The 13,666-nt window shown below is 69.4% G+C and carries 12 protein-coding genes; 2 read left to right on the forward strand and 10 right to left on the reverse strand.

The features are described 5' to 3' along the window. The 10 genes from H0E82_RS08345 to H0E82_RS08390 form a co-directional block, all read right to left on the reverse strand. On the reverse strand, positions 1–1,411 hold a 1,411-nt coding region (locus H0E82_RS08345; protein WP_180545008.1), incomplete at its 3' end, for a tetratricopeptide repeat protein. Continuing rightward, positions 1,408–2,424: a VWA domain-containing protein gene (locus tag H0E82_RS08350; RefSeq protein WP_425600329.1), complete on the reverse strand. Its 1,017-nt coding sequence runs from the start codon at positions 2,422–2,424 to the stop codon at positions 1,408–1,410. The genes H0E82_RS08350 and H0E82_RS08345, both read right to left, overlap by 4 nt. A 23-nt stretch (positions 2,425–2,447) precedes the next feature. Next, entirely contained in the window at positions 2,448–2,906 is a 459-nt protein-coding gene (locus H0E82_RS08355) for a DUF4381 family protein (RefSeq protein ID WP_180545010.1), read from the reverse strand. A gap of 1 nt (position 2,907) precedes the next feature. Further along, entirely contained in the window at positions 2,908–3,831 is a 924-nt protein-coding gene (locus tag H0E82_RS08360) for a DUF58 domain-containing protein (protein ID WP_180545011.1), read from the reverse strand. A gap of 8 nt (positions 3,832–3,839) precedes the next feature. Continuing rightward, the gene (locus tag H0E82_RS08365; RefSeq protein WP_180545012.1) at positions 3,840–4,838 is read right to left on the reverse strand and encodes an AAA family ATPase; all 999 of its coding nucleotides are present in this window, start codon (positions 4,836–4,838) and stop codon (positions 3,840–3,842) included. A 149-nt stretch (positions 4,839–4,987) separates the two neighbouring features. Next, positions 4,988–6,907 carry a type IV pilus secretin PilQ gene (locus tag H0E82_RS08370; protein ID WP_180545168.1) on the reverse strand — a complete coding sequence of 640 codons (1,920 nt, stop codon included), beginning with the start codon at positions 6,905–6,907 and terminating at the stop codon, positions 4,988–4,990. Between the two features lie 14 nt (positions 6,908–6,921). Further along, positions 6,922–7,443 carry a pilus assembly protein PilP gene (locus H0E82_RS08375; protein WP_425600333.1) on the reverse strand — a complete coding sequence of 174 codons (522 nt, stop codon included), beginning with the start codon at positions 7,441–7,443 and terminating at the stop codon, positions 6,922–6,924. A 17-nt stretch (positions 7,444–7,460) separates the two neighbouring features. After that, positions 7,461–8,138, reverse strand: a complete 678-nt coding sequence (locus H0E82_RS08380; RefSeq protein WP_180545013.1) for a type 4a pilus biogenesis protein PilO — start codon at positions 8,136–8,138, stop codon at positions 7,461–7,463. Then, the gene (locus H0E82_RS08385; protein ID WP_180545014.1) at positions 8,135–8,782 is read right to left on the reverse strand and encodes a PilN domain-containing protein; all 648 of its coding nucleotides are present in this window, start codon (positions 8,780–8,782) and stop codon (positions 8,135–8,137) included. The genes H0E82_RS08380 and H0E82_RS08385 overlap by 4 nt, the downstream gene beginning before the upstream one ends. Then, entirely contained in the window at positions 8,782–9,840 is a 1,059-nt protein-coding gene (locus tag H0E82_RS08390) for a pilus assembly protein PilM (protein ID WP_180545015.1), read from the reverse strand. The genes H0E82_RS08385 and H0E82_RS08390 overlap by 1 nt, the downstream gene beginning before the upstream one ends. Positions 9,841–10,034: 194 nt before the next feature. Here H0E82_RS08390 and H0E82_RS08395 point away from each other — a divergent pair, with 194 nt between their 5' ends. Both H0E82_RS08395 and H0E82_RS08400 read left to right on the forward strand, forming a co-directional pair. Beyond that, complete coding sequence (locus H0E82_RS08395) at positions 10,035–12,566, forward strand: penicillin-binding protein 1A (protein ID WP_180545016.1); 2,532 nt, start codon at positions 10,035–10,037, stop codon at positions 12,564–12,566. Positions 12,567–12,948: 382 nt separating this feature from the next. Next, the gene (locus tag H0E82_RS08400) at positions 12,949–13,587 is read left to right on the forward strand and encodes a hypothetical protein (RefSeq protein WP_180545170.1); all 639 of its coding nucleotides are present in this window, start codon (positions 12,949–12,951) and stop codon (positions 13,585–13,587) included. Positions 13,588–13,666: the final 79 nt, after the last annotated feature.

Consider the following 13,666-nt stretch of genomic DNA (forward strand, 5'->3'; position numbering starts at 1 on the left):
CCGCGCCCGGCGACGGCCGGCCTTCATCGGGCTGTTCGCCTCGGGGCGGCGCGCGCGGATCCCGGCCGGGTCCGGGCGGCGGCCGCCGCGTCCGGGCGGCCTCGACCGCGGCGCGGTTGGCGAGCGCATCGGCCATGCCCGGCTGCAGGCGCAAGGCCTGGTCGTAAGCCGCGATCGCTCCGTCCAGATCCCCCTGCCTGGCCAGGGCGTTGCCGCGGTTGTAGGCCGCCACCGGCCCGGGCAGATCGGCCCAGTGCCTGGCGGCATCGGCATAGCGACCCGCGCGGTAGGCCTCCACGCCTTCGACGAGACGACCGTGCACGGCCTGGTCGGCACGTTGCCAGGCCGTGCCACGCATGGTCTCGTCCCGGGCGTCGGCCCCCAGCATTGGAAGCGCCGCCAGGCACGCCACTGCCGCGAGCGCCGCGCCGCGGCGGAACGCCAGCAGCACCAGGACGAGCAGTGGGAGGATGAACCAGTAGCCCTGATCCGCCCAGCGCAGGGCACCCTGGGGCAGCGCCCCCGGCCGGTCTGCACCGGTGGACGCAGTGTCCCCGTTCGCCGGATCAGACATCAGGCGCAAGGCTCGGAGATCGGCGTCGCCGATCGTGAGCCGCCGGTAATCGCCGCTGCCGGCCTCAGCGAGCGCCCGGAGTGCAGGCTCGTCGAGCCGGGCATGGACGAGCCCGCCAACGGCGTCGCGATGGGCCGCCCCCTGGGGGCTGCCCAGCCCGAGCACGGACACGCGATAGCCCATCCGTGAGGCGGTCGCGGCTTCGGCGATCGCCGGCCGGTCGGCCTGGCCGGTCAACAGGAGGATGCTCCCGCGGGTGACCGCGCGCTGGCGGAGCAGGCGCGCGGCGTGCTCGATACCGCGGTCCGCGCGCTGGCCGTCGGCCGGCATGACATCGGGGGCCAGCGCATCGAGATACAGCGCCAGATTGGCTGCCTCCGAGGTCAGCGGCGCGACGGTGAACGCATCGCCCGCGTAGACGACCAGTGCGGTTTCGCCTTCGGCGCGTCCGGCGAACAGCTCGGCGAGCTTGGCCCGCGCCTGCAGCAGGCGCGAGGGCGGGAGGTCCGCCGCCGCGGTCGCGGTCGACAGGTCCAGGACCACCACCAAAGGCGGCGACGTCGTCGCCTGCAGCGGCGCCGGAACCTGGCGCCACCCCGGGCCCGCGAGGGCCAGCACCGCGCATGCACCCGCGGTCATCCATGCGGCGAGTTCCAGCCAGCCGCGCCTGCCGGCGCGGTGTTCCGCGAGATGCGCCAGCAGATGGGCGTCGACCGCTTGCGTCCACCCGCTCGCGGCGCGCATGCGCAGTCGCCACACCACCCCCAGTAGCGGAAGGGCCAGCAACAGCCAGAGCCACGCCGGCCGTGCGAAATGCACCGCGTCGAGGCCGTTCACCGCGCGGCCTCCGCGCCGATGCGGCCGGAACGGCCGCCGTGCGCCGCCCGCGGCCACGCTGCCAGCGCGAGCAGCAGGCAGGCCCCGGCGAGCGGAATCGGATACCGCTCGATCCGCGCCCGCAGTGCGGGCCCTGCCCGCTCGACGGGTTCGATCCGGTCGAGCTCGGCGTAGATCCCGGCCAGCGCCGCAGTATCGCGCGCGCGGAAGGCCCGGCCGCCCGTCGCCTCGGCGATCGCTTCCAGCGCGGCTTCGTCGATCGCCGGTTCTCCGCCCCCGGGCAGGCGAAAGCCGAACAGCGCCCCGGCCTGCTCCTCGCCGCCGAACGCGATGGTGTGCACCCGCAGGCCGGCGTCACGTGCGAGCTCGCTCGCCTTGTCCGGAGTGAGCACGCCGGCATTGCTGACGCCATCGGTCAGCAATACCAGCACGCGTTGACCGGACGACGGATCACCCATGCGCTTGACGGCCAGGCCGATCGCATCACCGATCGCGGTTTCCCGGCCGGCGAGGCCGACGACGGTGTCGTCGAGCTGCTGGCGAACGCTGTCGAGATCGAAGGTCATCGGCGACATCGCATAGGCGCGGTGCCCGAAGACGATCAGGCCGACGCGGTCACCATGGCGCCGCTCGAGAAAATCGGCGATCACCGCCTTCGCCGCGGTCAGGCGGTCGACCCGACGCGATCCAAGCTGCATGTCCTCTTCGCCCATGCTGCCGGACAGATCCACGGCGAGCATGAGATCGCGCGCCGCCCGGGGTGCCGGCTCCGGCGGCCCCCACTGCTGGGGCCGCGCCGCCGCGAGGCACAGCAGCAGCCAGGCGAGCGTGAGCAGCCAGGGAACGCCACCGAAATTGCGACCGGTCATCCCCCCCGCGAGTGCCGGGAGTTGCGCATAGGGCACACGCAAGGCGGCGCCGCGTGGCGGCGCCGGGCGACGCAGGCGGTACACGATCAGGGGCAGCGGCAGCGCGAGCAGCATCCACGGCCACGCGAAGACGGTGCGCAGCATGTCAAGCGTCGTGTCCGGCGTCGTCATCGCCCGGCCTGCATCAGGGCGACGAAACGCGCGCGGGCAAGGCGCTGCGCCGCGACGATGTCCACCGGACCCGGGTCGCGCTTGAAGGCGCCTTCGCGCAGGACCGCGCCCGGACCGTCGCTGAATCCCGCCTCCGTGGCGCCGGCGTCGAGGAACGCCAGCCAGGCGTCGCCTTCCAGCCGATCGGCATCGGGCCGTACGCGCCGCGCGGCGCGCCGCAACAGGGCCGACATCGCAGCGATCCGCGCCGATGGGTCCGGCGCCGCGTCGACTGCGGTGTCGAACATCCTGCGCCAGGCCTGCCGCCTGCGCGCGCGCAGCCAGGCGTACAGGCCCGCCGCTGCGAGCAGGATGCACAGCGCCGCCGCAAGCCACCACCAGCCCGGCGCAGGTGGCCACCATGCCGGCGCGGCAGGCTGCTGGATATCACGGAGCACGATGTCGGGCACCCGCATCTCAGCGCGTCCGTCCGCGCATGAAGATCGGCAGCCAGCGATCACTGGCCATTTCCGTGGACAGCACCGCGGTACGCACGCCAGAAGCACGCAGCACGGCCTCGCATCGAGCGATACCGCCTGCGAAGCGGTCCGCCCAGCGCGCCCGGACTGTCGCCCGGTCGAGGTCCAGGGCCACCGCACCTCCGGGCGCGGCGAAGCGCACCGGGGCCACGGGTGGATCGCGCTCCAGCGGATCGGTCAACAGCACGACGCAGACCTCGGCATGTGCAGAGAGGGCAAGCCAGCGCTGCGCCGGCACTGCGAGCGCACTTGCCGCGTCGGACAGGACCAGCAGCCGCGATCCCGGACGAAGCAGGCGTCGCGCGTGGTCGAACGCCACCGGCAGGCCCTCGTCGCCGTCGGGCCGCGTCGCGTACCAGCGCGCCAGTGCATCGAGGACGCGCAGGCTGCCCCGGCGCCCGCCGGCGGGTGGGACCGGGGCCTCGCTCGAGGTTCCGCGCAGGGCCGCTACGCGATCACCCGCCGCGGTGGCCGCCCACACCGCGACCGCACCGGCGCGCGCCGCCTGCACGGACTTGAACCGCACACGCGTGCCGAAGTAGAGCGCAGGCGCGGTGTCGGCCACCACCAGCGTCAAGCGCTCCCGCTCGGTCTGGAAGGTCTTGGTGTGCGGGCGACCCGTCCGGGCGGTGACCCGCCAGTCGATATGACGCGCATCGTCACCTGCGATGTAGTCCCGTGATTCCGCGTATTCCATCCCCTGCCCGCGCACCGGCGCTGGCGCGTGCGCGCGGATGCCGGTCCGCCCCTGTCGGGCACCGATGCGTCGACCGGCCGGCTCACGCAGGGCCACGAGCTCCCGGAGCGATGGCACGACGCCGGTGGCGCCGGACGGCTCGAGAGTGGACGGGCCGGCACGCATTGCCACGTTCAGGGCAGCGGCACACAGTCGAGCAGGGCCGCGACGAGCTGGTCGCCATCCCAGCCTTCGGCCGTCGCCTCGTAGCTCGGCAACACCCGGTGGCGCAGGACATCCGGCGCCAGCGCCCGGACGTCCTCGGGGGTGACGAAATCGCGTCCGGCCAGCCAGGCCCGCGCGCGCGCGCAACGCTCGAGCGCGATCGACCCGCGCGGGCTCGCGCCCCAGGCGATCCGGCGGGCCAGCGCAGGGTCGTACGCTGACGGATCACGCGATGCGAGCACCAGCTCGACGAGATAGCGCTCCACCGCCGGAGCCAGGTGCACGTCCAGCACCGCGCGCCGGGCGGCGAACAGGATCTCCAGAGGCATGCGGTCGATGTCTTCGGTTCGCGCGTCGAGCTCGGCCAGCGCGCGCTCGCGGGCGAGGGCCAGGATCCGCGATTCGGTCGCCACATCCGGATAACCCACGCGCACGTGCAACAGAAACCGGTCGAGCTGCGCCTCGGGCAGCGGAAAGGTGCCTTCCTGCTCGATCGGATTCTGCGTGGCCATCACCAGGAACAGGTCCGGCAGCCGGTAGGTTTCGCGGCCCACGGTGACCTGACGCTCGCCCATCGCCTCGAGAAGCGCCGATTGCACCTTGGCGGGTGCGCGGTTGATCTCGTCGGCCAGCAGCAGCGGGTGGAAGATCGGCCCGGGCTGGAACTCGAATCGCCCGTCTTGCGGGCGCCAGATCTCGGTGCCGGTCAGGTCAGCCGGCAGCAGGTCCGGTGTGAACTGGACCCGCGCGAAAGGCGCATCCAGACGCGCGGCCAGTGCCCGGATCGCCGTCGTCTTGGCCAGTCCCGGTGCCCCTTCCACCAGCAGGTGACCGTCCGCGAGCAGGGCGACCAGCAGCCGGTCCACCAGTGCATCCTGGCCGATGATGGCCGCCGCCAGAGATGCCCGCAGCGCGTCGAAGCGTGCATGCAACCCCCGCGTCGACACGGGCTCGAGCGCCTGGTCCATCCACCGTCTCGCTGTCGACGCCGATCGCGTCGGGAACAGTGTGACCGCAAACGGTGAACGACGCTCGACCCTCCGCGCCGCCTAGACTGCGCCGCACATACACAGACGGGGCCCATACGGGCCCCGTCCGGAACGGCGCTGCGCTCGACTCAATCGAGGGGGCGCTGCGCCACCCGCATGACCTTCGGGGTCACGAAGATCAACAGCTCCGCCTTCTCCTTGCCACGCCCACGCGTCTTGAACAGGTTGCCCAGTACCGGAAGGTCACCGAGGAACGGGACCTTCGACAGCGAAGCCCGATCCGCGAACTCGTACACGCCGCCGATCGCAACGGTCTGCCCATCGTCGATCAGCACCGCCGTCGTAACCGTGCGCTTGCTGATGAGGGGAACCGAACCGATACCGGGATACGTCGTCTCGCCAGTCACTTCGTCCTTCTTGATGTCCATCGCGAGGAACACGCGGCCATCCGCCGTGATGGTGGGCGTCACCTTCATCTCGAGGAGCACGTCCTTGAACTCGATGGTCGGGATGCTGTTGCTCTGCCCGCCCGTCACGGTCAGGTAGCCGACTTCCTGACCCTGGCTGATCACGGCCTCGCGCTGGTTACTGGTAACGATGCGCGGGTTGGAGATGACTTCGCCGCGCTGCTCCTGCTGCAGAGCCTGGAGTTCCAGCTCCCAGTTGATCGTATTTCCCAGGATCGTGAACGCCACGGATGCCGGGTTCATATCGCGGATGCCGAAGTTGAGATTGCGGCGCGCAACATCGTCTGTCCAGGTCCGGACCGGATTCGGATTCTGTGCGGTCGGGATTCCGCTGTTGTTGTACTCGGCGTTGGTTTCGAGAGAGCCGGACGTGATCAGACGCTGCTTGGCCCCGAACACGCCGAAGCGTGCACCGAGATCGCGTGCGAACGATTCGTTGGCGATCACGATGCGGGCCTCGATCACGACCTGGTCAACCGGCTTGTCGAGCATCGAGACAAGGCGCTTGATTTCGTCCACGCGCTGGGGAATGTCGATCACCAGCAGCGTGTTCGTGCGGCGATCGAAACTGAGGCTGCCACGCGAGGAGAGGAAGCCTCGGTTTTGCGTACTGCCGCCGCCACCGCCTGTGCTCGTCTTGCTCTCCTCGGTCAGCAGCTTGGCGATGTCTTCCGCGTTGCCATAGCTGATCGCGATGTACTCGGTGGTCATCTCCGCGCGCTCTTCGATGGCCAGACGCGCGTCCTCGCGGGCCTGTTCGAACGCGGCGATCTCGCTCTGGGGCGCGACCCAGACCACATTGCCGCTGCGGCGCTTGTCGAGCGACTTGGCCTGCAAGACGATGTCCAGCGCCTGGTCCCAGGGCACGTTCTGCAGGCGCAGGGTGACGTTGCCGACCACGCTGTCGCTGGCGACGATGTTGAGGTTGGACTCGTCCGCGATCAACTGCAGCACGGTGCGCACCGGGACGTCCTGGAAGTTGAACGTGACCGGCGCACCGCGATACGCGCGTGTCTCGGCCGCCGTGGCAGCAGCCGTCTGGGCCATCGTCGAAGTGAGGCCGGCCGAGCCGACCGCACGCGACCCCGTGCGCGGAACGATTTCGACGATGTAGTCGCGGCCGCTCTGGTAGGCGAGCGGCTCGAAGTCGCCGCGTGCGGTCAGCACCACCTGGGTGCCGCTGCCGCCCTGGCGTGCATCGATCCGCTGCACCGGCGTCGCGAAATCGGTGACGTTGAGCGGCCGCTGCAGTGACGCCGGCAGCGTCGCGCCGCCCAGATTGATCACCACGTTCCCGTCCTGCGTGCGCAGGTCGGGCGTCGCGCCGTCCCCGTCGAAGCGGAGGATCAGCTTGCCCGCCCCGCCATCGCCTCGCTTGAAATCCAGGTCGGTCACGGTCACGGCCGAGCTCTGGCCTGCCGCAGCCAACTGCAGCACAGGAAGCAGCGCCCCCGACGCCACCGGCTGCGCGGCCTGTGCACCACTGAATGCAGCCACCAGTCCGATGGCGAGACCGAGCGCGCCGGCACGCATCGGAGACGTCCGGTCAGCCCGCAGGCTCCCCGCTTTGCTCACGGTCATCTTGCTTCCCCTCATCATTTTTCGTTCAGCGCGAGCGATGCCGGGCGTTCGAGCCACCCGCCGGCGCCATCGGGCACGAGCTCGACCAGCTCGATGCGATTTTCATTGACCGATGTCACGCGGCCATCGTTCTGTCCCAGGTAATTCCCCGGCCCGATCCGGTAGGTCACCTTGTCCGGCGCGAGCACGAGGCCCACCGTACGCGGACCGGTGCCGATCGTGCCGACCATCGACATGCTGTCGAGCGGGAACTGCTCGGTGATCTCCTTACGCCGGTTGGAGTCCGGCCGCGGCCCGCTGCCGTTGTCGGCATCGGTGAACGCGTTACTGAACGGGTCGCGGATTCCCTGCGCCGAATACTCGAAGGTCTCGAACTGCTGCATGACCGGCAGCGGATCGAGCGCGGGCGCGGGTCGCTGCTTGACCTCGTCCACCCACTGTTCGAGGTTGGGCGCGTCTCCCGGCGTGCTGGTGACGCCGCGGCCGCAGCCCGTTGCGACCAGTGCGATCGCGAGCAGTGTGAGGCCGCGCGTCATGCCTGTGCTGATCGACATCATTGCGCCCCCCCGGCAGCCTGTGCTTCTGTTTCCGCTGCCTGGGCGGCGGTCTCCTCTTCATCGAGGTAGCGGTAGGTCTTGACGGTGCCCGACAGCTCGAGGCTCGAGTTCGGCCCGATGCCGGCCAGGCCGTCGCCCGATCCGCCCCGGGGCTTCAGCGAGATGTCGTGCATGGTCATGATGACCACGCGCGGCAGCGACGCCACGCCGCTGACGAAGGCGCCGAACTGGTGGTAAGTGCCGACCATTCGCAGTGCGATGGGCTGCTCGGCGTAGAACTCGCGCGGCGATTCCTCGCCCGGCTTGAACAGGTCGTTCTGGATGCCGGTGGCGATCGCGGTCTGGGAGATGTCGACGATCAGGTCGGGCATCTCGGTCTTGCTCGGCAACTGCCGGAGCATCTGCTGGAGCTGCTGCTCCATCTGCGCCAGCTGCTGCTTCAGCGGTTCGAGATTCGCCGCGCGGCCCTGCTTGGTCTCGAAATCCTGACGCAACGTGCGCTCCTGCGCCTCGAGACCCTCGAGCTCGCCGCCCTTGTCGCGGGTGACCAGGTACCAGAGCAGGCCGAAGATCAGCAGTCCCACCAGGATGCAGGCGCCGATCTTGTACTCGCGCGGCCATGCACCGGTATTGTTGATGTCGAGCTCGCGCAGGCCCATCTTCTTCTTGCTCACGAAGCGACTCCTTCAGCGACCGGCGCCGGCGCATCGACGGGGGCGGTGGCATCGACCGGCTGCAGCGGGTCGACCGCGTCCGCGGCTTCGGCTTCCTTGGCCGCCGGCGTCGACAGCTGGACGTTCAACGTGAAGGCGTACGGCAGCCCCGGCACGCCATCGCGCGCCTCGATCACCGAAAGCTGGGCGTTGGACATCCATCCCGAGGCATCCAGCGAACGCATATAGGTACTGACGCGAGCATTCGACTGCGAGCGCCCTTCGAGCGTCAGTCGCTGCCCTTCCTGCTTCAGCGAGGTCAGCAGCACGCCGTCGGGAATGGTGCGTACCAGCTGGTCGAAGAGATGGACCATCTGCGAACGATTGCCCTGCAACTGCTCGATCACGGCCTTGCGGGCCAGCAGCTGCGAGCGCTGGCGGTCGAGCGCATCGATCTCGCTGATCTCGCGATCGAGCTCGACGATGCGCTGCTCGAGATAGGCATTGCGCTCACGCTGTCCGTCGATCTGCGCGTTGTAGTACGAGTTGACCAGGAACCACAGGGCGATACCCGCCACCGCGGCGATGCCCACCATGACCCCGAATTCCTTCTGCCGCTGCTTGCGCCGTTCGGCGCGCCAGGGGAGGAGATTGATTCTTGCCATCAGTCGAAGCTCCTCAGCGCGAGGCCGCACGCGATCATCAGCGCGGGGGCATCCTGCGCCAGCGCATGGGCCTGGACCCGCGGGCCGAGCGTCATCTGCGCCAGCGGATTGGCCAGTACCGTCTGCACGCCCAGCTGCTCTTCGACCATGTCGGCGACGCCCGGAATCGACGCGCATCCGCCGGCAAGCACGATCTGGTCGACACGGTTGAAGTCGCTGCCCGCATAGAAGAACTGCAGCAGGCGGCTGACCTGCTGGACCATCGCCTCCTTGAACGGCTCGAGCACTTCGACCTCATAGCTCTCGGGCAGGCCGCCCTGGCGCTTGGCCAGGCCCGCTTCCTCGTAGCTGAGACCGTAGCGGCGCATCACTTCGTCGGTCAGCTGCTTGCCGCCGAACACCTGCTCGCGCGAGTACAGGCTGCGCCCGTTGCGCAGCACGTTGAGCGTGGTCATCGTCGCACCGACGTCGACCAGAGCGACCACACCGTCGGTCGGCATGCTCAGCGTGCTGGCGATCAGCGCGAAGGCGTTCTCGACCGCGAACGCCTCGACATCCACGACCCGGGCGGCGAGTCCGCCGAGCTCGAGCGCGGACGCGCGCAGTTCCACGTTCTCCGACCGCGAGGCGGCCAGCAGCACCTGCACCATCTCCGCATTGCCGGGCATCGCGCCCAGCACCTCGAAATCGAGGTTCACTTCCTCGATCGGATACGGGATGTAGTTCACCGCCTCGAGCTCGACCTGCGATTCCATGTCGTCCTCGTCGAGGTCGGCCGGCATCGGGATCGTCTTCGTGATCACCGCCGAACCGGCGACGGCGGCGGCTGCATGCTTGGCCTTGGTGCCCGAGCGCGACACCGCGCGGCGGATGGCCTCGCCCACCGCCTCGACCTCCACGATGTTCTTCTCCACCACCGCGTTGGGCGGCAGCGGCTCCACCGCATAGTGTTCGACGCGGTAGCGGTTGCCCTGCCGCGACAGCTGCAGCAGCTTGACCGCGGTCGAGCTGATGTCGACGCCGACGAGCGGCACCTGGCTTTTTGTGATGAGCCCCACGGAATATCCCCTTTGCCACGGGCGCTTAGCCGCGCCTCGTGTCCCGGCGCATTAAATAACGGACTTTTAAGCCGATAGCAACAACCGGATCACGAAGACGCGATGCCGGGCGCCCTCCATCTTCGGGAATCAGAGGGCCGTCACGGACTGGCGCGGGGGGCCTCGAGTCAGCCGCTCCCCTATACTCCGCCGCCATGACACCCGCGCCCACTTCGCCCCGTCCGTCCCGGCTCCGTCGCACCCTGCGCTGGATGCTGGCCCTGTTCCTGGTCATCGCGATCCTGGGCGCGGTCGCCGCGGGCGTCCTCTATACGGCCGTCGCCTCCAAGCTGCCCGACGTCGAAAGCCTGCGCGATATCGAGATGCAGGAGCCGCTCTACGTCTATGCCAGCGACGGGCGATTGATCGCCCTGTTCGGCGAAACGCGCCGCTACCCGGTGAAGATCGACGACGTGCCGCTGCGGCTCAAGCAGGCCTTCCTCGCGACGGAGGACGCGCGCTTCTACGAACACGGCGGCATCGACTACCGGGGCGTCGCGCGTGCGCTGTGGCTGCTGGCGACCACCGACGACCGTCGCGTGCCTGGGGGCTCGACCATCACCCAGCAGGTCGCGCGGCAGTTCTTCCTGAGCTCGGAGTACAGCTTCACCCGCAAGTTCGCGGAGATGCTTCTTGCGCGGAAGATGGAGCAGAACCTCAGCAAGGACGAGATCTTCGAGCTCTACCTCAACAAGAGCTTCTTCGGCAACCGTGCCTATGGCGTGGCGGCCGCGGCGGAGTTCTATTACGGCAAGTCGCTCGACACCCTCGACCTCGACGAGATGGCGTCGCTGGCGGCGATTCCGAAGTTTCCGTCGAGCGGCAACCCGCTGAGCAATCCCGAGCGGGCCAAGGAACGCCGGGACGTGTACGTCCTGGCCCGGATGCAGGAGCTGGGCTTCATCAGTGCGCAGGAGGCGTCCGCCGCACGCGCGGTGGAGATGCACGCCACGCCCCATGAGCGGCCGATCGAAGTGTTCGCACCCTACGTGGCCGAGATGGTGCGCCTGGAGATGGTGGCGCGCTACGGCGGCGACGTACTGACACGGGGCTACCACGTCACCACGACCATCGATCCGACGATGCAGGCGGCGGCCGAAGCGGCCGTGCGCACGGGATTGTCGACCTACGACCGTCGCCACGGGTGGGTCAAGCCCGCGGAGACGTTCGAGCTCGCGGCAGGGGAGGACGTCGCCGCGACCGCGCGCCGTCTGCGCGGCATCGCTGCGCAGGCTGGTCTGCTGCCGGCTATCGTGGTCCGGAGCAGCGAGGGTACCGCCGATGTCGTCCTGGCCGATGGCGTCACGGTCACCCTCGATGCGGCCAGCAGCCGATGGACCGGTCGCACCCCGGGCGCGCTGCTCACCCGGGGCGAGCTGGTGCGCGTGCGCCGCATCGAAACGCCGTCCAAGGGGCCGGCGGATGCGACAGCAGCGCCGGCGGTGAGCTGGCAGCTCGATCAACTGCCGCGTGCGCAGGCCACGCTCGTGTCGATGCAGCCCGACGACGGTGCCGTGCGTGCATTGATCGGTGGCTTCAGCTTCGCAGGGAGCAGTTTCAACCGGGCCACGCAGTCCCGGCGCCAGCCCGGGTCGAGCTTCAAGCCGTTCGTGTTCGCAGCGGCGATGGAGAAAGGCTTCAACCCCGCTTCGATCGTGCTCGATGCCCCGGTGCTGTTCCGCATGCGCCAGGGACAGGACTGGCGTCCGCAGAATTCGGACGGCCGGTTCCTCGGCCCGATGCGCCTGCGCGAGGCACTGGTGCAGTCCCGCAACCTGGTCGCGGTGCGCCTGCTCGATGCGATCGGTGTGGACTATGCGCGCCGGTACATCAGCCATTTCGGGTTCGAGGAAGCGCAGCTCCCTCCCAATCTGTCGATCGCCCTCGGCACGCCGTCATTGAGCCCCATCGACGTGACCCGCGGGTATGCGGTATTCGCCAACGGCGGCTTCCGGATCACGCCGTGGTTCATCGACGAGGTGCGCGACCGCGAAGGCAACCTGATCTTCAAGGAGAATCCGCCGCAGGCTTGCCGCGGTTGCGCGGCGGGCGGCGTGCCCGGCCAGCCTGCAGCGCCCTCGCATGTGGTGGACGGCTTCGATCTTGGACCGGCGTCCGCCCAGCGCACCGTCACCCAGGCGCCCGAGGCCCCTGCCGAAGCGCCAGCGCCGCGCGCGGACGGCGCAGCGCCCGTGATCGCTCCGCGCGCGATCGACGAGCGTGTGGCCTACCAGATGATCTCGATGATGCGCGACGTCGTGCGTCGCGGGACGGGCACGGCTGCGCGTGTCCTCGAGCGTGACGACGTTGGCGGCAAGACCGGCTCGACCAACGAGCACCGCGACGCCTGGTTCTCGGGATTCGGCGGCAATCTGGTCACTTCGGTCTGGGTCGGCCGCGACGACAACCGCTCGCTGGGATTCCGCGAGTACGGGGGCCGCGCGGCCCTGCCGATCTGGATCGACTTCATGCGCGTGGCGCTCGAGGGCGTTCCGGAGGCGGGCAACGAACCGCCGGAGGGGATGGTCCGGGTGGCCGTCACAGCGGGCGGGCGGCTGCTGCCGACCACGTCCGAAAGCGGCGGCATCATCGAGTACGTCAAGGCCGAGGATCTCGAGCGCATGGAGACCGAGATCGAGCTCCCTCTGGACGATGTTCCGACCGAAGAGGCGTTCGACATCTTCTGATGGGCGTGGGCTGGCAGGGCGCGGGGCAGCGCCTGTCGGTCCGCATCCGGGCGTCCTGGTCGTTACCCTGCGGTGGTGCAGCGCACCCGCCACGGAGACGTCCGGCACCGGCCTGTCATCGCGACCTCGCCGTCATCTGCGCAAGGGGGCTGCCGGGAGGCCGGGCGACAAGAATGCAGCCCGTCGTCTCCTGCGGTCCGCGCTCCCGTCGGCCGCGGCGGCGATACGGAATCCATGCGGATGCCCGAGCGCGACGGCGAAGGCGCCGAAAGGCCGACACGTCCTCCGGAAACTGAATTTCCAGCGCTAGGCGCGCTTGTCCTGTAGGCCTGCTCCATGGCGACGGGTTAAAGTCGGCCGATACCAGTGACGGGGGATGCGCATGCGGCACGCACGCCAGCACGCGGAAACGCGCACCCGGGAGCAGCGCCAGCGCCTGGCCCACGAGGCGGCCCGACTCATGGCCGAGGGAGGCATCCGTGACTTCCATCAGGCCAAGCTCAAGGCGGCGAGCCGGCTTGGCATCCATGACGATGCATCACTGCCGCGAAATCGCGAGATCGAGGATGCGCTGCGCGAGCACCAGCGTCTGTTCAACGGCCCGCAGCACGCCGATGCCCTCGAACAGCGACGACGCGCGGCCCTGCGTGCACTGCACTTCTTTGCGGCGTTCGAGCCGCGCCTGGTCGGCCCCGTCCTGGACGGCACGGCAGACGCGCATGCACCGATTGCACTGCACCTGCATGCCGACCCGCCAGAGTCGGTGGGCCAGTTTCTCGACGAGCATGGGGTGCCCGCCGATGCGCGCGTCCGCCGATTGCGTCTGGACCGGCAACGCGCAGCCGAACTGGACGTCTGGGTCTTCAGCGCCGAAGGTCTGACCTTCGATCTGACCGTGCTTCCGACCGGGTGTCTTCGTCAAGCGCCGCTGTCGAACATCGACGAGCGGCCGATGCGGCGCGCGTCCCGATCCCAGCTCGAGGCACTCCTTGCGCTCGAGCACGGCGCCATGCCGCTCTGACCTTATATCCCGCGCCGCGCGGAGCAGGACAGGCGACCCGCTCGACGGGCCGCCTGCCTGGAGGCTGTCGACCTGACCG

The sequence above is a fragment of the Luteimonas deserti genome, assembly GCF_013425765.1.
GTDB classification, from domain to species: Bacteria; Pseudomonadota; Gammaproteobacteria; order Xanthomonadales; family Xanthomonadaceae; genus Luteimonas; species Luteimonas deserti.